Annotated in this window: 20 protein-coding genes and 2 pseudogenes; 13 read left to right on the top strand and 9 right to left on the bottom strand. The window is 74.7% G+C overall.

What is annotated here, in order from left to right:
• Window positions 1-481 (top strand): tetratricopeptide repeat protein (locus tag ACIP5O_RS15910; protein WP_401293402.1); only part of this gene is annotated, 481 nt, incomplete at its 5' end.
• A 252-nt stretch (window positions 482-733) separates the two neighbouring features.
• On the opposite strand, the gene ACIP5O_RS15905 is transcribed toward ACIP5O_RS15910, so the two are convergent.
• Window positions 734-1,108, bottom strand: a complete 375-nt coding sequence (locus ACIP5O_RS15905) for a hypothetical protein (protein ID WP_401293399.1) — start codon at window positions 1,106-1,108, stop codon at window positions 734-736.
• Window positions 1,109-1,172: 64 nt separating this feature from the next.
• Between ACIP5O_RS15905 and ACIP5O_RS15900 the strand changes: the two genes are divergently transcribed.
• The 7 genes and pseudogenes from ACIP5O_RS15900 to ACIP5O_RS15870 all read left to right on the top strand — a co-directional run bounded on the left by ACIP5O_RS15900 (window position 1,173) and on the right by ACIP5O_RS15870 (window position 9,017).
• Window positions 1,173-1,730: a TetR/AcrR family transcriptional regulator gene (locus ACIP5O_RS15900; RefSeq protein ID WP_401293397.1), complete on the top strand. Its 558-nt coding sequence runs from the start codon at window positions 1,173-1,175 to the stop codon at window positions 1,728-1,730.
• 175 nt (window positions 1,731-1,905) lie between these two features.
• Window positions 1,906-2,325 (top strand): annotated as a pseudogene (locus ACIP5O_RS15895) (hypothetical protein); the annotation flags it as partial.
• Window positions 2,326-2,414: 89 nt separating this feature from the next.
• Window positions 2,415-2,762 (top strand): RICIN domain-containing protein, encoded by a 348-nt coding sequence (locus ACIP5O_RS15890; protein ID WP_401293396.1) that lies wholly within the window; start codon window positions 2,415-2,417, stop codon window positions 2,760-2,762.
• Window positions 2,763-2,852: 90 nt separating this feature from the next.
• Complete coding sequence (locus ACIP5O_RS15885) at window positions 2,853-4,040, top strand: flavin-containing monooxygenase (protein ID WP_401293394.1); 1,188 nt, start codon at window positions 2,853-2,855, stop codon at window positions 4,038-4,040.
• A gap of 101 nt (window positions 4,041-4,141) precedes the next feature.
• Window positions 4,142-4,810 (top strand): chloramphenicol acetyltransferase, encoded by a 669-nt coding sequence (locus tag ACIP5O_RS15880; protein WP_401293392.1) that lies wholly within the window; start codon window positions 4,142-4,144, stop codon window positions 4,808-4,810.
• 17 nt (window positions 4,811-4,827) lie between these two features.
• Window positions 4,828-5,250: pseudogene (locus ACIP5O_RS15875) on the top strand (DUF6924 domain-containing protein).
• Between the two features lie 395 nt (window positions 5,251-5,645).
• Window positions 5,646-9,017, top strand: coding sequence for a hypothetical protein (locus ACIP5O_RS15870; RefSeq protein ID WP_401293389.1), 3,372 nt, complete (start codon window positions 5,646-5,648; stop codon window positions 9,015-9,017).
• Window positions 9,018-9,113: 96 nt separating this feature from the next.
• On the opposite strand, the gene ACIP5O_RS15865 is transcribed toward ACIP5O_RS15870, so the two are convergent.
• Together ACIP5O_RS15865 and ACIP5O_RS15860 are read right to left on the bottom strand one after the other, a co-directional pair.
• Window positions 9,114-9,611 (bottom strand): hypothetical protein, encoded by a 498-nt coding sequence (locus ACIP5O_RS15865; protein ID WP_401293386.1) that lies wholly within the window; start codon window positions 9,609-9,611, stop codon window positions 9,114-9,116.
• Window positions 9,612-9,634: 23 nt separating this feature from the next.
• Window positions 9,635-10,942 (bottom strand): MFS transporter, encoded by a 1,308-nt coding sequence (locus ACIP5O_RS15860; protein WP_401293384.1) that lies wholly within the window; start codon window positions 10,940-10,942, stop codon window positions 9,635-9,637.
• 269 nt (window positions 10,943-11,211) lie between these two features.
• Between ACIP5O_RS15860 and ACIP5O_RS15855 the strand changes: the two genes are divergently transcribed.
• Window positions 11,212-12,255 (top strand): GlxA family transcriptional regulator, encoded by a 1,044-nt coding sequence (locus ACIP5O_RS15855; protein WP_401293381.1) that lies wholly within the window; start codon window positions 11,212-11,214, stop codon window positions 12,253-12,255.
• Window positions 12,256-12,437: 182 nt separating this feature from the next.
• On the opposite strand, the gene ACIP5O_RS15850 is transcribed toward ACIP5O_RS15855, so the two are convergent.
• Together ACIP5O_RS15850 and ACIP5O_RS15845 are read right to left on the bottom strand one after the other, a co-directional pair.
• Window positions 12,438-12,890, bottom strand: a complete 453-nt coding sequence (locus tag ACIP5O_RS15850) for an ATP-binding protein (RefSeq protein ID WP_356543332.1) — start codon at window positions 12,888-12,890, stop codon at window positions 12,438-12,440.
• Window positions 12,891-13,309: 419 nt separating this feature from the next.
• Complete coding sequence (locus ACIP5O_RS15845) at window positions 13,310-13,678, bottom strand: STAS domain-containing protein (protein WP_401293378.1); 369 nt, start codon at window positions 13,676-13,678, stop codon at window positions 13,310-13,312.
• A gap of 160 nt (window positions 13,679-13,838) precedes the next feature.
• Here ACIP5O_RS15845 and ACIP5O_RS15840 point away from each other — a divergent pair, with 160 nt between their 5' ends.
• Entirely contained in the window at window positions 13,839-14,420 is a 582-nt protein-coding gene (locus tag ACIP5O_RS15840) for a sigma-70 family RNA polymerase sigma factor (protein WP_356543328.1), read from the top strand.
• Window positions 14,417-15,655: a maleylpyruvate isomerase N-terminal domain-containing protein gene (locus ACIP5O_RS15835; RefSeq protein ID WP_401293374.1), complete on the top strand. Its 1,239-nt coding sequence runs from the start codon at window positions 14,417-14,419 to the stop codon at window positions 15,653-15,655. The genes ACIP5O_RS15840 and ACIP5O_RS15835 overlap by 4 nt, the downstream gene beginning before the upstream one ends.
• Window positions 15,656-15,660: 5 nt before the next feature.
• Here ACIP5O_RS15835 and purU read toward each other — a convergent pair whose 3' ends face one another.
• Both purU and ACIP5O_RS15825 read right to left on the bottom strand, forming a co-directional pair.
• Window positions 15,661-16,512, bottom strand: coding sequence for a formyltetrahydrofolate deformylase (gene purU / locus ACIP5O_RS15830; protein WP_356543325.1), 852 nt, complete (start codon window positions 16,510-16,512; stop codon window positions 15,661-15,663).
• A 59-nt stretch (window positions 16,513-16,571) separates the two neighbouring features.
• Window positions 16,572-17,015 (bottom strand): hypothetical protein, encoded by a 444-nt coding sequence (locus ACIP5O_RS15825; protein ID WP_125666827.1) that lies wholly within the window; start codon window positions 17,013-17,015, stop codon window positions 16,572-16,574.
• A gap of 216 nt (window positions 17,016-17,231) precedes the next feature.
• Here ACIP5O_RS15825 and ACIP5O_RS15820 point away from each other — a divergent pair, with 216 nt between their 5' ends.
• The gene (locus ACIP5O_RS15820; RefSeq protein WP_401293371.1) at window positions 17,232-18,521 is read left to right on the top strand and encodes an ABC transporter substrate-binding protein; all 1,290 of its coding nucleotides are present in this window, start codon (window positions 17,232-17,234) and stop codon (window positions 18,519-18,521) included.
• Window positions 18,522-18,529: 8 nt separating this feature from the next.
• On the opposite strand, the gene ACIP5O_RS15815 is transcribed toward ACIP5O_RS15820, so the two are convergent.
• Together ACIP5O_RS15815 and ACIP5O_RS15810 are read right to left on the bottom strand one after the other, a co-directional pair.
• Entirely contained in the window at window positions 18,530-19,984 is a 1,455-nt protein-coding gene (locus ACIP5O_RS15815) for a hypothetical protein (protein WP_401293368.1), read from the bottom strand.
• A 192-nt stretch (window positions 19,985-20,176) separates the two neighbouring features.
• The gene (locus ACIP5O_RS15810; RefSeq protein ID WP_401293366.1) at window positions 20,177-21,559 is read right to left on the bottom strand and encodes a transcriptional regulator; all 1,383 of its coding nucleotides are present in this window, start codon (window positions 21,557-21,559) and stop codon (window positions 20,177-20,179) included.
• A gap of 259 nt (window positions 21,560-21,818) precedes the next feature.
• On the opposite strand from ACIP5O_RS15810, the gene ACIP5O_RS15805 reads away from it, so the two are divergent.
• Window positions 21,819-22,508, top strand: a complete 690-nt coding sequence (locus ACIP5O_RS15805) for a bifunctional DNA primase/polymerase (protein WP_401293363.1) — start codon at window positions 21,819-21,821, stop codon at window positions 22,506-22,508.
• The last annotated feature ends 1 nt before the right edge of the window (window position 22,509 follow it).

The following is a 22,509-nucleotide window of genomic DNA, read 5'->3' as shown; positions in this document are numbered from 1 at the left end:
GCACGAGACCACCCTCGCCACACGGGAACGAGTCCTGGGCCACGACCACCCGCACACACTCAACTCACGCCACAACCTCGCCAACGCGTACACGTCGGCCGGGGACCTGAAACGGGCCATCCCCCTGCACGAGACCACCCTCGCCAGCTGCGAACGGGTGCTGGGCCAGGACCACCCGCACACACTCGTCTCGCGCGGCAGCCTCGCCCACGCGTACGAGTCGGCGGGGGACCTGAAACGGGCCATCCCCCTGTACCAGGCCAACCTCGCCAGCTGCGAACGGGTACTGGGTCAGGACCACCTGCACACACTCATCATGCGCAACAACCTCGCCAGCGCGTACGGGTCGGCCGGGGACCTGAAGCGGGCCGTTCCCCTGTACGAGGCAGTCCTTGCCGACTGCGAGCGAGTGCTGAGTCAGAAGCACCCCCTCGTCGAGCAGGTGCGTTCGAACCTGGAGCATGTGCGGGCCGCGCAGTAGGAGACGCTCGGGGTCGGAGCCGCGCGTCACGCCGCCCACCTGGCCGTGCACCACGCGCCGGTCCAGGTCGACGCCGTGGACGCCTCCCCGGCCCAGTACGCCATGGCCACCACCCTCCACGGCCCGCTCGCCCCGCGCCTCGTCCATCAGGACGCCGTCGCCCACCTGCGGACGCACCCCGCCACTTCCCGACCCTGTCGGAGGCGGCCCCGCACGTCCTGGCGGCGCTCGGCGCCTGACCCGGGGTCCGGGTCACCGGCTCCGTACCCAGGCGCGTGCCGCCTCCGCGTCCTGGGTGGCCGTCGTCGGACAGCCCCAGAGGCTGTCGCTGCTGTGGATGGCCTTGGCTCGTTCCTCCGGGATGTCGGCCGGTGCCACGAAGGCGAGGCCGCGGCAGTGGGCCGTCAGGCCGGGGCGGAGTTCCTTGAGGGCGCGGATGCGGTCGGTGGCGGGGGTGCCGGCGGGGCGTTCCTCCGGTGCGGGCATCAGAAGGACGGCGGCGAAGGGGGCGGTCCGTTCGGTGAGGGTGCGCAGCTCGCGCAGGATCAGTTCCTGGGCTTCGGGCGTGGGCAGACCGGTTGCGTCGATCTCGTGAACCGTCGTCCCGCGCGTCTTTCGTATGTCCATGGGCGCGAGTGTAGAGAAATTAGCGACCATCGGTCACTAATAAGGTCGGCATAGCCTGGCCGCGATGACCACGAAGGCGAAGAACACGACCGGAAATCGGCCCGGACGGCCCGCGCGCCTCAGTCGCGAGCTGATCGTCGAGGCCGCGCTGCGAGGTGACGTGGGGACGCTCACCATGCGGGAGCTGGCGTCCCGTCTCGGCGTGTCGCACTCGTCGCTGTACCGGTGGGTGCCGGATCGGGACGGTGTGCTGGATCTGGTGAGCGAGGTCATGGTCGAGCGGCTGCTGCCCGAGGGGGAGCCGGGGGCCGACGACTGGCGGGAGTGGCTCGCGCGGCTCGCGCGTGCGATGCGGGACGAGTTCCTGGCCGTACCCGGGTACGCGGCTCATGTCGCCCGCCCGCACCGGCACCACCCGGAGTCGTTCGGGCGACTGCGGGAGCGGGTCGTCACGGCGTTCCGGGCGGCCGGTGCGGAAGAGACGGACGCCGAGCTGAGCTGGCAGGTGTTCGGGTTCGGTGTGGTGCGGTGGCTGGGGGCGGCCGGGAGCGACCCCGGAGAGCCGCCGTTCGAGGTGTTCCTCGAAACCTTGTTGCGCGGGCTTCCGGTTCGGTCCGGTTAGGGCCTGTCCGGCGGATCAGGGTCGGGTAGGCCGCGGCGTCTGGTGCATGGGGTCTCCCCAGGCCCTCAAGGGCCTAGGGGAAGCATCGCAAGGCGCCGGAGCGGCTCGATAGCGGAGCTATCGGGACGTTTCGGCAACGCGGCGAGGTACCGTGCCAGACGCCGCGGCCCCGGCCATGATCCGCCGGACAGGCCCTAGGGCCCGTCCGGCGGGCCGGGTCGCATCCGGACAGCCCTCGACAAGATCCGCCCGACAGGTCCCGGCTCCCGCACGGAGCGGGGTCCGCCTCATGACGGGCGGTCGCCGGCGCCTTCCTCCCGAACCGGCTGCGTCGCGCGCCGCCGACCGGAGCCGGCTGACCAGGACCGGCATGGTCATCGGCACCCCCGCCTCCATGGCCCCCGAACAGGCCGTCGCGGACCCGGTCCTGACCGGCGCCGCCGACGTCTTCGCCCTCGGCAGCCTGCTGCTGTACGCGGCGAACGGGCGGCCCCCGTTCGGCGACGGTTCCGGCCCCGACCTGCTCTACCGGGTGGTCCACGGCGCACCCGACTTCGGGGGCCTGGCCGAGGCCGATCCCGCGCTCGCGGAGCTCGTACAGAAGTGTCTTTCGAAGGATCCGGCGGACCGGCCCACCGCCGCCGAGCTGGTGGAACTGACCGAGGAGGGGGCGGCGGGGGCCGCGTGGCCGGACGCCGTCGCCGCGCGGATCGGGGAGCGGGCGGCCTTCGCGGCCGGGGCGCCCCCTACCGCTTCGCCTGGCGGTACGCGTCCGGCGCGGACGGCACGTTCCGGCTGGTCAACACGTACAGCGGCCGCTGCCTCCAGCCGGCCGGCAACACCAGCGTCACCACCGCCGCCTGCAACGGCTCCTCCGCCCAGTCCTGGAAGGTCTTCTCCTCGTCGTCCGCCGGGCGGCTCCTCAAGAACACGAGCGACGGGAAGTGCCTGATGGCGGGGGCGTTCGCGTCGACCTGCACGTGCGGGGCGAACCAGGGCGGCCAGGTCCGGCGGAACATCGGGGCCCTGTGACCGGCACGCGGGCGCGTGTATACCGATTCGCAACCGAAACCCCGCCCGGCCGAGACCCACTACGTGTACACGTCATTACGCTCGGTTCTCATGGTCACCACCCCGCACGAGCCCCCCGCCCACCCCGCGCCTCCGGTGTACGTCATCGGCGGCGGCCCCGGCGGACTCGCGGTCGCCGCCGCCCTGCGCGGACGGGGCGTCCGGGCGGTCGTCCTGGAGAAGTCCGACGCCGTCGGCGCCTCCTGGCGCGCCCACTACGACCGGCTGCGGCTGCACACCACCCGGCGGCTCTCCGGGCTCCCGGGCCTGAAGATGCCCCGCTCGTTCGGCCGCTGGGTCGCCCGCGCCGACGTCGTCCGCTACCTGGAGAAGTACGCGGAGAAGCACGAGCTGGAGGTCGTGACGGGCGTCGAGGTCTTCGGCGTCGAGCGGTCCGGCGACGACTGGGTCCTGCACGCGACCGGCGGGCGCCGGCTCGTCGGCGGCGCGGTGGTCGTGGCCACCGGCCACAACCACACCCCGAGCCTGCCCGACTGGCCCGGTCTGGACGCGTACGAGGGCGAGGTGAGCCACGCGCGCGCGTACCGCGATCCGAAGCCGTACGCCGGGAAGGACGTCCTGGTCGTGGGCGCCGGGAACACCGGCGCCGAGATCGCGGCCGACCTCGCCGGGGGCGGCGCGCAGCGGGTGCGGCTCGCGGTGCGGACGGTCCCGCACATCGTGCGGCGCACGACGGCCGGGTGGCCGGCCCAGCGCACCGGCATCCTGGTGCGGCGGCTGCCGGTGCCGGTGGTCGACAAGCTGGGGGCGGTGACGGCCCGCTTCGCCGCGCCCGACCTCTCGGCGTACGGGCTCCCCCGGCCGGACACCGGGATCGCCACCCGCCAGCGGCAGGGGGCGATCCCGGTGCAGGACGTGGGCCTGGTCGACGCCGTGCGGTCCGGGAAGGTCGAGGTCGTCGCCGCCGTCGAGGGCTTCGAGGGCGGCGAGGTGCTCCTCGCGGACGGCACCCGGATCGCCCCGGACGCCGTCATCGCCGCGACCGGCTACCGCCGCGCCCTGGAACCCCTCGTGGGCGACCTGGGCGTCCTCGACGACCGGGGCCGCCCGGTCGTCCACGGCGCCCGCTGCCCCCGCGAGGCCCCGGGCCTGTACTTCACGGGCTTCACGAACCCGATCAGCGGCATGTTCCGGGAGCTGGCGATCGACGCGGAGAAGATCGCGCGGGCGATCGCGCGCCGGGCCGCGAAGACCGGGCGCGCCCGCAAGCCCGTGTGACGGCGTCCGGCCCGGCCCCCGGGTGCCGTCGCCACCGTCCGAAGGGGCGGGCCCGGCAAATTCGGTTGGGGCCGCGCCCCGGCCGTTGACACGATGGGCGGATGGACGCCCCCGCCCCGATCGACCTCGACACGTGGCCGCGCCGGCAGCACTTCGAGCACTACCGCCGGCGCGTGCCGTGCACGTACGCGATGACGGTGGAACTGGACGTGACCGCGTTCGCCGCCGCCCTGCGCCGATCGCCGCGCAAGACCTACCTCGCGCAGGTCTGGGCGCTCTCCACGGTCGTCAACCGTCACGACGAGTTCCGGATGTGCCTCACCGCGTCGGGCGAGCCGGCCGTATGGCCCGTCGTGCACCCCGCCTTCACGGTGTTCAACCCGGAGCGCGAGACGTTCGCGTGCGTGTGGGCCGCCCACGACCCCGACTTCGGCGCGTTCCACGACGTGGCCGCCCCGCTGCTCGCGGAGCACGCCCGCGCCACCGACTTCTTCCCCCAGGGGGAGCCGCCGGCCAACGCGTTCGACGTGTCCAGCCTGCCGTGGGCGCCCTTCACCGGGTTCAACCTCCATATCGGCGGCAACGGCTGGGACCACCTCGCGCCGATCTTCACCCTCGGCCGCTACACCGAGCGCGACGGCCGGACCCTGCTCCCCCTGGCGGTGCAGGTGCACCACGCCGCCGCGGACGGGTTCCACGCGGCCCGGCTCGTCAACGAGTTGCAGGCCCTCGTCGCGGACCCGACCTGGCTGGAGGGCCCGGCGGCGTGAGGTGAGAGGGTGGCGGGATGCCTCTGCCCCAGCCCGGCGACCTGACCTCGCTGGTCCTGCGCACCCACTTCGGTGACGACGGGGCCTGGGACGCGGTGCGGGCCGCGCTCGACGCGGCCGACCGGCACTCCCACGCCACCTACGTCGGCGAGCCGCGTTTCGCCGACGCGGAGGTCGGGGCCCTGCTGGCCGAGGAGGCCGCCGCGGAGTAGGACGAGCGGGTCGTCCACCTGTTCCTGGCGGACGCGGCCACGATGACGGATCCGGGCCACCCGCTCCTGGCCGTGGACCTCTCGGACGAGCCGGGGCGGACGTTCCGGGTCCCCGCCCGCTGGTTCCCCGACGTCTCGGCCAACCTCAGCATCGCCAACATGGACTTCGCGGAGTTCGCCGACGCCGCCGACGGGTCGGGGACCTTCCGCGGCTTCGACGAGGACTGACGGCTCCTCATCGCGACCGGCCGGGCGAAGGAAGCGACATCGTCCGAGAGGGGCCCGGCATCCCGTCCCGCGACGGGGCCGCCCCCGCAGCTCCCGGGGCTGCCCGTAGGGTGGGGGGCGCATATGCCAAACGCCGCTCCGGGGGGAACGGAATGTCCAACTCCGCGCGCTCGCGCACACGATCCCGAAGATCCGGAAGATCCCTTCTTCTGGTTCCCGCCCTGCTGACGGCCCTGCTGGGACCGCTGCTCCCGACGGGCACGGCCCTGGCGGCGACGCCCGCGTCGGCGGCCACGCCCGCACCGGCCGGGACGGCCACGCCGGCTGCGACGCCCGCACCGGCGGCGACACCCGCACCCGCGGCGCCGACACCGGCCGCACCCGCGTCCGGCCCCGTGACGGCGGCCCAGAACCCCGCACCGGCCCCGAACCCGCCGGAGCCCACCACCGGCACCTGTCCCGTCCTGCCGCTCGCCCCGCTGGGCGACCCCGGCGACGCGGTCCGGCGGGTGACGCTGGACCCGCACGACACCACCTGCTTCACGGTCACGGTGGCGGAGCCGGGCCTGCACCAACTCCTCCTGGGCAGCGGGTCCCCGTCCCTCGCGCTCTCCTCCGGCGGGGTGCCGGTCGCGTGCTACGGGCTGGACTCCGGTCCCTGCGAACTGGCCGCCGGCACGTACACCCTCACCGTCACCACTGACGCCCACGCCCTCGACACGCGGCTGTCCATGGTCCCGCTGGGGACGGACACCGGCTGTGCGGAGCCCGTCGACACCGCCTTCGACACGCCTCCCGTGACCGGCACCAGCCCCGGCGCGCTCGGCATCGTCTGCCACCCCTTCACCGCCGAGGCGGGCGAACTGGTCACCTCGTCCTTCCTGAACTCCTCGTTCGCCAACGACAGCACGTGGATCACCGACGGCACGGGCAAGCACTTCTGCACGGGCGGCTACGCGTGCGTACTGCGCCCCGGGACCGGCGGCTACCGCTTCCTCGTGCGCTCCGACGCCCCCGTCGCGTACACCCTCCGCATCCGGCAGCTCTCCCACCCCTCGGGCTGCGCGGACGTGTCCGTGACGCCCTACGGCTCCGCGCCCGTCGTGGTCTCTCCCCCGACGGAGTGCAAGACGTTCACCCCGGCCGCGACCGGCCCGTACGAGATGTGGTCCCTCGACGGGGCCGGCATCTCGCAGCGGGTCGACGTGTACGGGCCGGCCGGGCGGGTCTGCGAGTACACGGACGCCTGCACGCTCACCGCGGGCGTCACGTACACCCTGGTCACCGGGGGCACCGTGCGGATCCTCGACCGGAGCTCCTCGGCGGGCTGCGAGGACGTGTCCCTCGGCCGGCCCCGCCACGGCGCGCTCTCCGCGCCCGGCGAGACCGACTGCCTGAACCTCCCGCTGCCCCGGGGCGCCCGGGTGGCCGTCCTGACCGGCTCCTCCGGCGACGGCGCGACGGCCGGCGTCCGGGTCCTCGACGGCGCCGGCGCCCTGCTCTGCTGGACGAGGGAGACCCTGGTCCCGGGCACCTGCGTCCTCGACGGCCCCGCCCCCTACCGCGCCGTCGTGGCGAGGGAGTCGGGCGCGGCCACCGGCCCGTACGGGATCGTCGTCCACCGCACGGACGTCCCGAGCGCCTGCCGGACCTTCCCCGCGGGCGACTTCGGCGCCGATCCGGCCCGGGCGGACGTCTCCCTCGACGAGGACGCCTTCGCGGACTGCCTGACGATCCCGGCGGACGACCACTCCGCCCGCGAGCTGATGACGCTCGCCCACACGGCGGGCAGCGGGTACCTCGACGTCAGCGTCCTCGACGAGAAGGGCAAGTGGATCTGCGGTTCCGGCGAGGCCGTGAACGACAGCGCCTCCCCGCTGGACTGCGCGCTGACCCCCGGCCTCTCGCACACCGTCCTCCTCCAGGGCCGTTTCGGCCCCGACGCGCACACCCTCGTGCGCCGGGACGTCACCGGCACCGCGCGCGGCTGCGTCGACAGCCCGGCCACCCCGGTGGGCGCCCCCTCCCGGGGCGGCGTCCCGACCGGCCCCGGCGCCCTGGTGTGCCACCGGGTGACCACCGCCGACGCGCGGGACACCCTGCACCTGAACGCCCGGTACACCGCGGCGGGCACGGCGTCCGGGTTCAAGGTCTACGGCGCGAACGGCAAGGCCGCGTGCGGGGACTTCGGCTCCGGCTGCGCCGTCTCCGGCTCCACCGCCTACCAGGCGGTCGTCGAGGTCGTCCACGGGGACGCCGCCGCCCCCGCCTACCGCCTCGACGCGTTCCGTGTCGGCACCGCCGCCGGGCCCGCGCCCGAGTGCGTCCGGGTGCCGGACGTCACGTACGGCGCCGGGCCGCTCACCGCCACGCTGACCGAACAGAGGCCCGCGCTCTGCGCGGTGCTGCCGACGGCGTCGAACGACTGGTTCAACCTGACGTTCACGCCGGCGCAGAGCGTCTCGAAGACGCCGGGGGCCTGGCTCTACGACGGGACGACCCGACGGAACGTCTGCTCCACCCGGACCGGCGGGTACTACAGCTGCGTGGTGCCGGGCGAGGACACCTACGGGCAGGTGGCCCGCCCGACCACGCTCGTGATCGGACTGCCCTCGCTCCCCTCCCGGGCCCCGGCCGAGGTGAGCGCGAAGGTCGTCTGCACGTCCTTCTGCGGCACCGTCTCCCGCGCGGTCACCGCCGTGGGCCCCGGCACCGTCGGCGCCGCGAGGATCACGATGAAGGTCACCGGGGCCGCGCTGCACGAGAAGGACGTGGTCGAGGTCGCCGGCGGCTCGTACCGCGCCCGGTCGACGCTCGTCTCCCTCGCGCCCGACCGGCGGACCATGGAGGTCTCCCTGGACCTGACGGGAGCCCCGCGCGCCGCCCTGGGCCTGAGCGTGCTCACCCACGACGGCGTGCGGTACTCCCGCGGCACCGTCACCGTCGTCGCGCCCCTCCGCGCCACCACCGCCCCCGCCGTCACCGGCACCGCGGTCGTCGGCGGCAGGGTGACGGCGTCGGCCGGTTCCTGGTCGCCGTCCGGGGCCTCGTACGCGTACCAGTGGCGGGCGGACGGGATCGCGGTCGCGGGGGCCACGGCCGCCGCGTACACGCTGCCCGCGTCGCTCCAGGGCAGGCAGCTCTCCGTCGCCGTCACCGCCCGCGCGGCGGGGCAGCCGACGGTGACCTCCGTCAGCGCCGCCACGGTGGTGAAGGGGACCGCCCCCAAGGCGACGAAGGCGCCGGCCGTGTCCGGCACCGTGCGGGTCGGCAGCAAGGTGACGGCCGTCGTCGGCACCTGGTCGCCCGCGCCGACCTCGTACGCCTACCAGTGGCGGGCGAACGGGGTCGCGATCGCGGGGGCCACGGCCGCCGCGTACACCCTGCCCGCCTCCGTCGTGGGGAAGAAGCTCACGGTCACGGTGACGGCGCACCGCACCGGGCACCTGAGCGGGTCGGCCGCGTCGGCCGGGTACACCGTCGCCACGGGCCTCGCGCCGAAGGCGACCAAGGCCCCGTCGCTCACGGGCACGGTGAAGGTGGGGCGGACGCTCACCCTGAACCGGGGGACGTGGACGCCGGCGCCGACCTCGTACGCCTACCAGTGGTACGCGAACGGGCGGGCGATCAGCGGGGCGACGAAGACCGCGTTCACGCCGTCGAGGGCCCAGCGCGGGCTGCGGATCACCGTCCGGGTGACGGCCCTGCGGACCGGGCACGCCTCGGGGACCGCGTGGACCCCGGCCACGGGGGCGGTCGCGGGCTGAGCCCTCCTGGAAACCATGAGGAGCCCCCGGGGCGGCGGACGGACCGCCGCCCCGGGGGCTTCTCCGCGTACGGGCCCCCGCGCGGGGGCCCGGCCGTCACCCCGTGACGTGGAGGAAGATCCCGCCCGCCATGAAGACGCTCACGACGGCGAGCGCGCCCCACACCAGGAGCGAGACGAACCACCCCTGGCGCGCCGGGCGGGTGAGCAGCGCCGCCACGGACAGGGCCGCCCAGGCCACGAGCCAGCCCCGCAGACCGGCGAACGGGGCGAGGAGGGCCCCGGCGAGGGCGGAGAGGGCCAGGTGCCACCACAGGGGCCGGCCGCCGAACCTGCGCCCCAGGTCCTCGCCGAGCAGGACCACCGGCAGGACGAGGAGCGCCGACACCGCGAACGCCGCCAGGACCCAGAGCACCGTCACGAGCGGGAGCGACGGGAGGAAGAGTCCTCCCCCGTCGTACTCCCAGGCCTCCGGCTCCCCGCTCCGGCCGGTCACCACCCCCACCGCCAGGGCCACCCCGCCCTCCAGCAGCAGCGCCAGCGTCGAGACCCTCAGCATCCGGGCGTGCGTACGCCCCGTGTCGGGACCGCTCATCCGCGATCACCCCCCTGGGGACATCATGCTCCCGCCGGGAGCACCGCCCGCGATTGGGGGCGGCTGATGACCAGGGCCATCAGGGCCGCCGCCGCGCACAGCGCGCCCGAGGCGTACCAGACGACGTCGTAGGTGCCGAAGACGTCGCGGGCCAGGCCGCCCGCGAAGGCGACGACGGCCGCGCCGACCTGGTGGGAGGCGAGGACCCAGCCGAAGACGATCGCGGAGTCCGCGCCGAAGTGCTCGCGGCACAGGGCCATCGTGGGCGGGACGGTGGCCACCCAGTCCAGGCCGTAGAAGACGATGAAGAACAGCATCGGCGGGTGCACGGACGGCGCGAGCAGGATCGGCAGGAAGCAGAGCGAGATCCCGCGCAGGGCGTAGTAGACCGCGAGGAGGCGGCGGGCGGAGAAGCGGTCGGTGAACCAGCCGGAGGCGACCGTGCCGACGACGTCGAAGACGCCGATGACGGCGAGCAGTCCGGCCGCCGCCGTGATCGGCATGCCGTGGTCGTGGGCGGCGGGCACGAAGTGGGTGCGGACCAGGCCGTTGGTGGAGGCGCCGCAGATCGCGAAGGAGCCGGCGAGGAGCCAGAAGGGGCCGGTGCGGGCCGCCTTGAGGAGAGCGGTGACGGCCCGGCGGGCGGCGCCCGGGACGGGGGCGGGCTTCGCCACGTACTCCCCGCCGTACGGGGCGAGCCGGACGTCCGCCGGGTGGTCGCGGAGCAGGAGCCATACGAACGGGACGACGGCGAGCGCGGCGAGGGCCACGGTCACGGCGGCGGGCCGCCAGCCGTGCCGCTCGACCAGCCAGGAGAGCAGCGGCAGGAAGATCAGCTGGCCCGAGGCCCCGGCGGCGGTGAGGACGCCGGTCACCAGGCCCCGGCGGGCGACGAACCAGCGGTTGGTGACGGTCGCGGCGAAGGCGAGGGCCATGGAGCCGCTGCCGAGGCCGACGAGGACCCCCCAGTAGAGGACGAGCTGCCAGGCGGCGGTCATCCACACCGTGAGGAGCGAGCCGAGCGCGATGACGGAGAGGGCGACGGCGACGACCCGGCGGATGCCGAAGCGGTCCATGAGCGCGGCGGCGAAGGGGGCGGTCAGGCCGTAGAGGGCGAGGTTCACCGAGACCGCGAACCCGATCGTGCCGCGCGACCAGTGGAGTTCGGCGTGCAGCGGCCCGATGAGCAGGCCCGGCAGGGAGGCGAAGGCCGCGGCCCCGATGATCGTGACGAAGGTGACCGCCGCGACGGACCAGGCGCGGTGGACGCGGGGGGTGCGGACCGGCCCGCCCTCGGGCGTGCGGGCGGGGGTCTCGGTTGTCTGAGCCATGCCACGAGCATCCCGGCCCGCTCCCGCGCCCGGCCATTGGCCCGGATGACAGCTTTCCAACGGATCGGGCCACCGCGCCGGACGGCGCCGGTTCGGACGGGGCCGGTGCGGATGGAGCCGGTGCAGACGGGGCCGGTGCAGACGGGGCCGGTTCGGGCGCACGGCGGGAGGAACGGCCCCCGGGCGCCGGAGAAGGCCCGGGGGTTACGGTTCCGGGGCGGCCACCAGCGGCCGTCCCGGGCCGCCGCCCTCCGGAGGGAGTACCACCCGTGCCGTCACCGTCACCGTCCCCGTCCCCGCACCGCGTCGCCGTCCTCGCCCTGCCCGGTCTCCTCCCCTTCGAACTGGGCATCCCGCACCGCATCTTCGGTCGCGCCCGGGACTCCGCGGGGCGGCGCCTGTACGAGATCGTCACCTGTGCGACGGCCGCGGGCCCGGTCCGCACCGACGCCGACTTCGCCGTGCAGGTGGAGCACGGCCCGGAGGTCCTCGCCACCGCCGACACGGTCGTGGTGCCCGCCTCGTACGAGCTCGGGCCGGTCTACGAGGAGGGCAGGCTGCCCGACGACCTGGCCGCCGCCCTCGCGCACATCCGGCCCGGCACCCGGCTGGTCGCCATCTGCACCGGCGGGTACGTGCTCGCCGCCGCGGGCTTCCTCGACGGGCGCCCGGCCACCACCCACTGGTCCGCGGCCGAGCACTTCCAGCGCCTCTTCCCGCGGGTGCGGGTCGACGCGGACGTCCTCTTCGTCGACGACGGCGACGTCCTGACCTCGGCGGGCGTGGCCGCCGGGATCGACCTGTGCCTGCACCTGGTGCGCCGCGACCACGGGACGGGCGTCGCCAACGAGGTGGCCCGCAGGACGGTCGTGCCGCCGCACCGGGACGGCGGCCAGGCCCAGTACGTCGCGCGGCCCCTGCCGCAGGACGGGACGCACACCACGACCGGCGCCCGCGCCTGGGCGCTCGCCCACCTCCACGAGCCGATCCAGCTGCGGGACCTGGCGGAGAAGGAGGCGATGAGCGTACGGACGTTCACCCGGAGGTTCCGCGACGAGGTCGGCGTCAGCCCCGGCCAGTGGCTCGTCCGGCAGCGCGTCGAACGCGCCCGGCACCTCCTGGAGTCCACCGACCTGCCCGTCGACCGGGTCGCGCGGGACGCCGGCTTCGGCACGGCCCAGTCACTGCGGACGCACCTGATGACCGCGATCGGGGTGACCCCCACCTCGTACCGGCGCACGTTCCGCGTCGCGGGCACGGAGGTCGTGGAAGCCGTGACCACGAGCGGAACGCCCTTGCCCGCGAAGGGCTGACGTCCGGGCGGCGGCGCGCCCGCGCGCGCCCCGAGCACGGCACGGTCCCGCCGCCACCCGGCCGCGACCCGCGCTCGCCGAGGGCCCACCGGACCCCGGGCCGGACAGGCCCGGGGCACACGGCCCTCGGCTCCCCTCGCCACGAATCGCTCACCCCAGGGTGGGCAAAACGGAACGAACCGTCAACAGGGCACCCGTCCGGGCGACACCGGGATCCCCGGCGCCCCCACCGGCGCGGGCGCGACCGGAGCCCGGTCCACCTCGCACCAGATGCTCTTGCCGCGCCCCTCGGGCTGCCAGCCCCACCGGTCCGCGAGGCCGTCCACCAGCTCCAGGCCGCGCCCGTTGGTGTCGTCGCCGTGCGCGTGCCGGGGCTTCGGCGGGCGGTCGCTCGCGTCGGCCACCTCGACCCGCACCCCGCCCTCCGCCGCGAACAGCATCCGCAGCACGGCCGGACAGCCCGTGTGCACCACGGCGTTGGTCACGAGCTCGGAAATGATCAGCACCAGCGTCTCGGCCAGCGGCTCGTCCTCCCCTATGCCCGAACCGGCGAGCCGCGACCGGGCCCACCTCCGGGCTCGCCCCACCTCCGCCGGGTCCGGCCCGACCTCCAACTGAACCTGAAGCACCTGCACCGTTCACACCATCCGAACCGGCGGACACATCGCCTCGCGCCTCACAGCCATCGACGCCCTCACGGAACGTGATTCCCTTGCGAGACAGCATGGTTGACGTACAGTCACCGCAACAAGCGCTTCGGGCATATTCCAGCGCGAAGGAGTACGCGTGGTCCATACTGTGCGACGCGCGCTGCGGGGAGTCGAACAGGAGCGCGCGGGGCGCCTCCTGGGGGCGCGAGCGGGGCGCATTCCGGGGCGCGGAGTCACCGCAGGGGCGACACCGGGACGATCCGGGGCAACGTGCACTCGCATCCCACGGAGAGTACCGGAGCCGGAGGCCGACTCCGGGCCGTGACGGCCCCGCCGGAGGACACGACCCGGTATCGACGTTCCGTGACGCGGACGGCCCGGACGGCCCGGACGACGCCGGGGCCTCAGCGCGCGCCGCCGGCGAGCGCGCCGTCCACGTCCTCGTACACCTCGAAGAGGCGCCGGACGCCGAGCGCGGCGAGCACCTTGGCCACGTGGCCGTCCCCGGGCTCCGGGAGGATCAGGCGGAGCCGGCCGCCGCAGGAGCGGAGCAGCCGGCGGGAGGCGACCAGGACGCCGACGCCGCTGGAGTCGCAGAACCGCACTCCGGTCAGGTCCATCACCAGATCGTGGCGCCCGACCGCGACCGCCGCGCGGACGCGGCGGCGTATCCCGGGGGAGGTGACCAGGTCCAGTTCCCCCTGGACGCGGAACACCGTCCAGGAGCCGTGCTCGTCCTCGTCGACCTCGATCGTCGCCACGGAACGCCGCATTCCCCACCGCCGTCCCGCGAAACCAGCGCATCGGGGGACGACGCTTTCCTTACCATCCGGGCCCCCGTCAAGGGCGCACTTGCGGCAAACGGGGGTGCGTTGTCGGTACGGCGCACTACTTTGGAGGGGAAGCGCAGGGTCGGCACGGGTGGAGGGTCGGATGGCGAAGGACACACCACCGCGCTGGGACCGCAGGATGCAGCAGCGGCTGGCGCGCGGGGAGGCCGCCGCCCTCGGGGAGTTGTACGACCGGTTCGCCGCGCTGGTGCACAGCCTGGCCCACCGGGTCCTCGACGACGACGCGGCGGCCGACCAGGTCACCCGCGAGGTCTTCGGCTACGTCTGGGAGAACCCCGACGCGTACGACCCCCGGCAGGGGAACATGCGCGCGTGGGTGGCCGGACTCGCCCAGCGGCAGGCCGTGCACCGGCTGCGGCAGGCGGAGACGACGGCGTACGCGGAGACGGGGGTCGGCTCCGCCGAGGAGCTGGAGCAGAAGGTGCGCCGGGCCTCGATCGCGGCCCGCGCCGACTACATCGTGACGTCGATGCCCGCGCCGCTGCGGGCCGCGCTCGAACTCGCCCACTTCCAGCGGCGGGACTACCGCCAGACCGCCGCCGACCTCGGGGTCACCGAGGACGAGGCGCGCCGGCGCCTCCGGCTCGGCCTCCAACTGCTCTCCACGGCGAACACCCGGTCGTTCGAAGGGACCTCCCCGCCCGGCTACGGACGGGCCCTGTGACCGCGGCGGACGACGGCGCGGAAGGCGTCGCGCGCGCTCCCCGGATACCGGGCCCCCGCCGGTCGGCGGACGACCACGCGGACCTGACGGAAGGGCCGGGACAGGAAGTGGAGGAAGCGGAGCCGGACGTGCCCGTCCTCTCCCACGGCGTGCTCAAGTCCCTGCTCGGGGCCTGGGCGCTCTCCGCGTGCTCCGCCGGGGAGACCGCGGCCGTCGAGGCGCACCTCACCGAGTGCGGCCCGTGCGCCGACGAGGCGCTGCGGCTGCGCGACGCCGTCGCCCTGCTCCACCGGGACCGCGACCTGGACCTCGACCCGCTGCTGCGCTCGCGGGTCCTGGAGAACTGCCTGGGCCGCCGCCCGGCCCGCATCCCGATCCCCGACTGGGTCACGCCGTACGACGCGGAGACCGCCCGGCTCGACGCGCTGCTGCGGGACATCGGCGACTCCGAGTGGCACGCGCCGGTGCGGCTCACGTGGTACGAGGAGGACCGGCAGGTGCGCCGCAGGGCGACCGTCGCCGGGGTCGTCGGCCACCTCTTCGCCGTGGACGGCCTGGTGGCCGGGGCCCTCGGCCTCGACGACCCGCTGGGCCCCGGCACGCCCGAGCTGTCGCCGTCCGAGCGGACCGAGGCGTTCTGGTCGGGCCTGGAGCGGCCGCCGGGCCGGGCCCTGCGGGAGCCCTGGCGGGACCAGAGCCACACCCTGATCCGCACGGTCTCCTTCGCCGGGCGCGGGGTGGCCGACCTCACGGTCACCTACAAGGACTTCGCGCTGCCGCTGCGGGACTCGCTCCTGGAGCGGGCCTTCGAGTGCTGGCTGCACGCGGACGACATCGCGAACGCGGTGGCGTACCCGTACGAGCCGCCCTGCGGCGCCCATCTGCACGACATGATCGACCTGGCGACGCGGCTGCTCCCGGCGGCCCTGGCCGGCCGCCGCCGCACCGGTCTCGCCGCGCCCGCCCGGCAGCTGGTCGCGGCGGGCGCGCCGGGCCGCTCGCTGCACCTGGAGGTGGAGGGCCCGGGCGGCGGCCACTGGTACATCGCGCTGGACTCCCCGGCCGCGATCGGCGACCCGGGCCGGGCGGTGGCCCAGGTCGCGATGGAGGGCGTCGAGTTCTGCCAGCTCGTGGCGGGCCGGGTCTCCCCGGAGGAGGCGGCGGCGGGCCAGGACGGCGACCGCGAGGCGATCCGCGACGTCCTGGCCGCGGCGGCGTCCCTCAGCCGCCTGTGAGGAACCTAGGCGAAGACGACCGTGCGGCTGCCGTTGAGCAGGATGCGGTGCTCGGCGTGCCACTTGACCGCGCGGGCGAGGGCCTGGCACTCGACGTCGCGGCCGATCGCGACGAGCTGGTCCGGGGTCACCTCGTGGCCCACCCGCTCGACCTCCTGCTCGATGATCGGGCCCTCGTCGAGGTCCGCCGTCACGTAGTGGGCGGTCGCGCCGATCAGCTTCACGCCCCGGGCGTGCGCCTGGTGGTAGGGCTTGGCGCCCTTGAAGCTCGGCAGGAAGGAGTGGTGGATGTTGATGATCCGGCCGGAGAGCTGCTTGCAGAGGTCGTCGGAGAGGACCTGCATGTAGCGGGCGAGGACGACCAGCTCGACGTCCTCCTCGCGGACGAGGTCGAGCAGCTTCCCCTCCGCCTCGGCCTTGGTGTCCTTGGTGACGGGGATGTGCCGGAACGGCACCCCGTAGGAGCCGACGAGCTCCTCGAAGTCGGTGTGGTTGGAGACCACGGCCACGATCTCCACCGGCAGCGCCCCGATCCGGGAGCGGAACAGCAGGTCGTTCAGGCAGTGCCCGAACTTCGACACCATGAGCACGACCCGCGTGCGCCGGTCGGCCCGGTCGATCTGCCACTCCATGCCGAAGGCGTCGCCGACCGCCGTGAAGCTGGCCCGCAGCTTCTCGACGTCCACGGGCGCCTCGGCCGAGAAGTGGACCCGCATGAAGAAGAGCCCGGTGTCCCGGTCTCCGAACTGCCGGCTGTCCTCGATGTTGCACCCCGTGATGAAGAGGTAGCTCGACACGGCGTGCACGATGCCCTGCTTGTCGGGGCACGAGAGGGTGAGGACGTACTGGTCGGTCATCCCGTCAGCCTGCCACACCCGGCCGGGGTCGAGGCGCACCGTCCGTCAGGCGGACCGGTTCAGGACCGCGTCATGATACGGAGCAGGTCGAGGGAGCGCGGGGGCGTGTCGGGGTCCTCGCCGTCGGCGAGCGCGAGGCGCACGTGGGCCTCGCGGGCGGCCCGCACGGCCTCCGGCCAGCCCTGGTGCTCCAGGTAGGCGGAGACGGGCGCGTCGGGTCCGACCTGGTGCAGGATGCGCAGCACCCGCAGGACGGCGACGTCGACGAGGGCGGCCTCGCCGGAGTCCCGGAAGATCGCGCCGACGTACTTCTCGGCGGACCAGTTGTCGAGCCAGGTGTCCTCGACCAGGCGGTAGACGGCGTCGGTGACGTCGCCGTACCCCTCCCGGCCGGCCAGCCAGGTCGTCTCGTGGAACGCGGGGTCGGAGAGCATGTGCAGCGCCGAGCGCACGTTGCTGCGCCAGCGCCACCACGGCATGTCGTTGAGCGGCATGCCGCCCATGGTGGAGGAGCGACGGCCGCGACGGGAAGGGTTCCCCGAACCGGGGGCCGGACCGGTGGCGGGGTCGTTGGCGGGACTGGACACGTTTCGATCGTACGTTCCCCTGTCCGGCAAGCGGACCCACCCCCGCCCGACCCCCGCAATTCACCCTCCCGTCACCCACCGTCGACCCGCGCTCACTCCCGTGTTACCCCTGGGGAGGAAGTGTGCGTGTTCATGACCGGCAGGCGACTGACCCCACTCCTCGCGTACGTCACGGCCACGGCGACCGGAGCGTCGCTGCTCACCGGGTGCGGCGTGCTCCCCGGAGCCGCGGGGGGCTCCAAGGAGCCCCTCACCGTGATGACCTGGGCCCCCGACCGGACCCGGGCGACCAACATGCCGGGCATGCCCGCCATGGCGCAGACCTTCGCCCGCTGGGTCAACGCCCAGGGCGGCATCGACGGCCACGAACTGCGCGTCCTGACCTGCAACGAACGGAACACCTCCGAGGGCGCCGCCGACTGCGCCCGCCGGGCGATCGACGAGAAGGCGGTCGCCGTCGTCGGCTCGTACAGCCAGCAGGGGCGCGTCTTCATGGGCTCCCTGGAAGCGGCCGGCATCCCGTACGTCGGCGGCTACGGCGTCACGGAGGACGAGTTCACCAGCCCGCTCTCGTACCCCGTCAACGGCGGACAGGCCTCCCTGGTCGCCGGGCACGGGATGCAGCTCGCCGGCATCTGCGACAAGGTCTCCCTCGTCCGGCCCGACAACGTCACCGGGGACAAGCTCCCCGCCCTGCTCGACTCCGGCCTGCACCGGGCGAAGCACGGGGGCGCCGTCGACATCCCGGCCGCCGAGGACGCCGCCGAGTACACCCGGCAGGCCGGCCGGGCCAGGTCCGGGGCGGAGGGCGGGGACGGCTGCGTGACCGCCGTGCTCGGCGAGCGCACCCAGACCTTCTTCGACTCCTTCCGCCGCCTGCCGGAGGAGGAGCGCCGCGGGAAGGGCGGGAAGGGCGGGGACGGGAAGGGCGGCGGCGTCCGCATCTCCTCGGTCCTCGGCAGCGTCGACCAGCCCGTGATCGACCGCACCGGCGGCGCCCACAGCCCCTTCGAGGGCGCGTTCGTCACCGGCTGGTACCCGGAGACGACCGACAGGAGCTGGGCGCCGATGCGCGAGGTGATCCAGGAGTACGCGTTCGTCGACAACCGGGTCGACCCGGCCGACACCGGCGTCCAGACCACCTGGATCGCGTACACGGTCCTCAAGGAGGTCGTGGAGGCCCTGGACCGGGACCGGATCACGCCGACGGACATCGCCCACGCCCTCGACCGGGGCGAGCGGATCGACACCGGCGGTCTGACCCCGGCCCTGCGCTGGAAGTACACGGACCTGCTCGGCGCCTCCGGCTTCCCCCGGATCGTCAACCACCAGGTGACCTTCCAGGTGGTCCGCCAGGGGCGGCTCGTGGCGCAGAGGCCCGGCTTCGTCGACGTCGGGGAGACGCTCCTGAGCGTCTCCTGACCCGCCCGTCAGAGCTGGGTGGGCTCCCGCTTCTCCAGTCCGTACTTCTCGGCGGTCGGGTTCCACAGGCCCGCCGCCCTGCGCTTGGCCCTTGTGGCCTCACCGCTCTTCGTGTTCGCCGCGGAGAGTTCATTGGTCGAGCGGGCCTTGCCGCCCTTGCAGCCGTTCTTCGCCTTCATCTGGACGGCCCAGGCGGCGTAGTGGTCGTCGGCGGACGCCGACGCCTTCCACGCCTCGGTGAGCGCGGCGGTCAGCCGGCCGTTGTCCGGGATCTTGTCGACCGACAGCGACCGGAGCTTGGTGACCAGGCCCCGGCGCTGCTCGGCGGCGCCCCGCAGGTCGGAGGCGGCCTGGTCCAGGTTCTTGCACTGCTTGATGGACTCGACCGAGCTGATCACCGTGTCGCGGCTGTCGCTGCTGGTCGCGAGGAGCTTGCTCAGCTCCTGCGCCTGCGGCTCCGCCGGGTCGGCCGGCTTCTCCTCCGACGGCTGCTCGCCGGGGGTCGCGGAGGAGGTCGCCGCCACGGTCGAGCCGCTCTTCTCGGGCTCCTTCTTCTCGTCCTCGCCGCTGAGCAGCGCCCCGGCGCCGAGGCCGACGACCGCGCAGCCGACGACGACGGCGGCGATCAGCGCGACCGGCGACTTGCGGCGCGGCGCGGGCTCCTCCTCGTCGTCGTAGTAGGCCTCCTGGTAGGCGTACCCCTGCTGAGGGGGCTGCGGGGGCTGCTGCTGGTACGGACCCGGGGGCGGCGCCCCGTGGCCCTGCGGCTGCTGGGGCGCCCGGGGCGCCTCCGTGCGGAAGAGGCTGTCGAACTCGGCGGGCGGCTGCCGCTCGCCGGGCTCGGCCGGGGGTACGGGGGCGATGTACCGGGTCGCGTCGGAGGCCCCGGCCTGGCCGGACTGGCCGGATCCGCCCGGCTGCGCCAGCGGGCCCGTGCCCAGGAACTGGGTCGAGTCCCCGCCGCCCTGCTGCGGCGGCACCGGCGCGATGTGCTGGGTCGCCTGCAGGTCGGAGGCGGGGGCGGCCGGGTGCGGATAGCCGTAGCCGGGCTGCTGGGCCTGCGCCTGGGGCGGCGGATAGCCGTACCCCGGCTGCTGGGGCTGGACCGGCGGCATCGCGCCCGGCACCGGCGCGATGTGCTGGGTGGCCTGCGGGTCGGAGGCGGGGGCGGCCGGGTGCGGATAGCCGTAGCCGGGCTGCTGGGCCTGCGCCTGGGGCGGCGGATAGCCGTACCCCGGCTGCTGCTGGGGTATCGGCGCCAGGTACTGCGTGGACTGCATGTCGGCGGCGCCCGGTGCCGCCTCCGGGGGCAGCGGCTGCGCGGGCGGCAGCGGCTGTCCGCCCGGCTGACCGCCGGCGGGTGCCCAGCCGCCGTCCCACGACCGCGCTTCCCCGTGGGCACCGTCGTGCGCGGGGGGCACCGCCGGGTACTGCGGCTCCGGACCCTGTCCGTTCTGCGTCACCGGGACTCCTACTGATGGACCTACGGAATCGTCGGTTCACGCTACCGGGTGGGCCCGGGGGTCCGCACACACGTGTGAGCCCGGTTACAGAACTGGTTCACGGAACCGGGCCGCGCGCCCCCGCCGGCCGATCCCTAGGGCCTGTCCGGCGGATCAGGGCCGGGGCCGCGACCCCGATCCGCCGGACAGGCCCTACGCCGCGTACAGCTCCATCCGGACCCCGAACTCCCGTACCGCCGGCTCCCCCGCGAACGGTTCGAGACGGTCCCTCAGGTCCTCCAGGTACTCCATGCCGCGCGACGACCGCAGCGTGCCCAGGAGTTCGAGCGCCCGCGTCCCCGTCCGGCAGGCCTGCTCCACCTCCCGCTGCTGGATCTGCGCCGCCGCGAGCAGGGCGAGACCGATCGCCCGCCGCCGCGCGCGCGTCTCCGGGTGCCCGGCGACCGACTCCTCCGCCGCCCGCGCCGCCGCCTCCGCGCGCCCCAGGTCCCGGTAGCAGTGGGCCAGTTCGTCCGCCAGGTACGCGTGGTCGAAGTGGGTGATCCACACCGGCTCGTCGCCCGCCTCCGGATCGGCCCGCTCCAAGGCCCGCACGGCGCCGCCCGCCGCCTCCTCGAAGGCCCGGACGTCGCCCATCAGGGCGTGCCCGCGCGCCTCGGCGGCGAGGAACATCGACTCCGCGCGCGGCGGCACCTTCCCGCGCGCGCCCTCCTGCGCCGCCCGCGCCAACTGGGCGATCTCCCGCGGGTTCCCGAGCTGCGCGGCGAGGTGGCTCATCGAGGCGGCGAGCACGTAGCCGCCGTATCCCCGGTCCCCGGCCGCCTGCGCGAGCCGCAGCGCCTGGATGTAGTACCGCTGGGCGAGGCCCGGTTCGCCGGTGTCCACCGCCATGTACCCCGCGAGCTCGGTCAGCCGGGCGGCCGCCGCGAAGAGCTGCCGCCCCACCGCCTCCCGGTACGAGCCGGACAGCATCCCCGAGACCACGCTGTCCAGGTAGTGCACCACCACCGGGCGCACGTGCCCGCTGCCGAACCGCCGGTCGAGGTCGACGAGCGCGGCCGTCGTCTCCCGCACCGCCGCCACGTCCGCGACCCCGACGCGGGCCCCCGCCGTCCGGGCCACGTGCGCGTCCGGCACCGTGATCAGCCAGTCGCGGCTGGGCTCGACCAGGGCGGAGGCGGCCACCACGGAGCCGGACAGGAACTCCCGGCGTCCCACGTCGCTGCGCCACAGCTCGCAGACCTGCTCGATCGCCCCGGGCACGGTCGGCGCGAACTGGAGGCCCACCCCGGCGGCGAGGTTCCGGCCGTGGGCCATGCCGACCTCGTCGATCGTGACCGTGCGGCCCAGCTTGCGGCTCAGCGCCTCCGCGATGATCCCGGGCGCCCGGCCGCGCGGCTGCTGCCCGCGCAGCCAGCGCGCCACGGACGTCTTGTCGTACCGCAGGTCGAGGCCGCGCTCCGCGCCGACCGTGTTGACCCTGCGGGCGAGGCCGGCGTTGGAGCAGGCCGCCTCCTGGATGAGCGCCCGGAGCCGTTCGTTGACCTGACGCGGAACGAGTGGCCTGGCTGCCATGAAGTACCCCCTGAGGCCGTGCGGGTGATCACTGGGAAGGGATCACTGCCCGGCGGATATCCGGTCAATGCCGATGTGAACACGCGAAACCGGACACGTCGGCCGCAAGCACTCACCGGCGTCCCCACCCCTGCGTACCCGCCCCGGCACCCCGGTCCTCCGCGCGCCCCCGCCCGTGCACCGGTGCGCCCCGCGTGCGGAATCGTTGCGTCACCCCGCTTCTCCGCCCCGCCCGTAACCCCGGGTGGTGCCGGGAGTTGTGCTCACCGTGGAAGAGACCATCGGAGTCACGGCGGCCGCGCGCGTCCCCGAGCAGCGGAACGAGCAGCTCCTGGACAGCGCCGTGCGGTACGCGGAAGAGCGGCACTGGGACGTGTTTCCAGGGACCTGGCTGGAAGCCGCCGAGGGCCGGGAGCGCTGCTCCTGCGGCGCGGACGACTGCGCGCTGCCGGGAGCCCATCCGTCCCGGCCCGACTGGTCGACCCAGGCGACCGGCAGCGGGGTCGGCGCCCGGCGGATGTGGTCGAAGCAGCCGAGGTCCTCGATCCTGCTGCCGACCGGCCGCACCTTCGACGCCCTGGAGGTCTCCGAGTCGGCCGGCTTCCTCGCGCTCGCCCGCATGGAGCGGATGGAGCTGACGCTCGGCCCGGTGACCTGCGCCCCGGACCGGCGCATGTACTTCTTCGTCCTGCCGGGCGCCGCCGTCAAGGTCCCGGACCTCGTCCGCAGGCTGGGCTGGATCCCGTCCTCCCTCGACCTCGTCACGCGCGGCGAGGGGCACTACGTGGCGGCCCCGCCGACCCGGATCGGCGGCCGGGGCGCCGTGCAGTGGGCCCGCCGCCCCACCCCGGTGAACCGCTGGCTCCCCGACGCGGAGGAGCTGATCAGCGCCCTCGCGTACGCGTGCGGCCGGGAGGCGGCGGACGCGAGGGCGTCGCGCGCGTCCTGAC

This window comes from Streptomyces sp. NPDC088915, from assembly GCF_044749825.1.
In the GTDB taxonomy this organism is placed as follows: Bacteria; Actinomycetota; Actinomycetes; order Streptomycetales; family Streptomycetaceae; genus Streptomyces.
Note: the sequence above shows the minus strand (reverse complement) of the source record. Positions and strands in the feature narration are given on the sequence as shown.

Bases quoted from the DNA above. Each gene is read 5' to 3' on its own strand.
- ACIP5O_RS15880 (WP_401293392.1), top strand. From the start codon at position 4,142: ATGGACGCCCCCGCCCCGATCGACCTCGACACGTGGCCGCGCCGGCAG.
- ACIP5O_RS15900 (WP_401293397.1), top strand. From the start codon at position 1,173: ATGACCACGAAGGCGAAGAACACGACCGGAAATCGGCCCGGACGGCCC.
- ACIP5O_RS15845 (WP_401293378.1), bottom strand. From the start codon at position 13,678: ATGCGGCGTTCCGTGGCGACGATCGAGGTCGACGAGGACGAGCACGGC.
- ACIP5O_RS15820 (WP_401293371.1), top strand. From the start codon at position 17,232: ATGACCGGCAGGCGACTGACCCCACTCCTCGCGTACGTCACGGCCACG.
- ACIP5O_RS15810 (WP_401293366.1), bottom strand. From the start codon at position 21,559: ATGGCAGCCAGGCCACTCGTTCCGCGTCAGGTCAACGAACGGCTCCGG.
- ACIP5O_RS15825 (WP_125666827.1), bottom strand. From the start codon at position 17,015: ATGGGCGGCATGCCGCTCAACGACATGCCGTGGTGGCGCTGGCGCAGC.
- ACIP5O_RS15860 (WP_401293384.1), bottom strand. From the start codon at position 10,942: ATGGCTCAGACAACCGAGACCCCCGCCCGCACGCCCGAGGGCGGGCCG.
- ACIP5O_RS15885 (WP_401293394.1), top strand. From the start codon at position 2,853: ATGGTCACCACCCCGCACGAGCCCCCCGCCCACCCCGCGCCTCCGGTG.
- purU (WP_356543325.1), bottom strand. From the start codon at position 16,512: ATGACCGACCAGTACGTCCTCACCCTCTCGTGCCCCGACAAGCAGGGC.
- ACIP5O_RS15865 (WP_401293386.1), bottom strand. From the start codon at position 9,611: ATGAGCGGTCCCGACACGGGGCGTACGCACGCCCGGATGCTGAGGGTC.
- ACIP5O_RS15905 (WP_401293399.1), bottom strand. From the start codon at position 1,108: ATGGACATACGAAAGACGCGCGGGACGACGGTTCACGAGATCGACGCA.
- ACIP5O_RS15840 (WP_356543328.1), top strand. From the start codon at position 13,839: ATGGCGAAGGACACACCACCGCGCTGGGACCGCAGGATGCAGCAGCGG.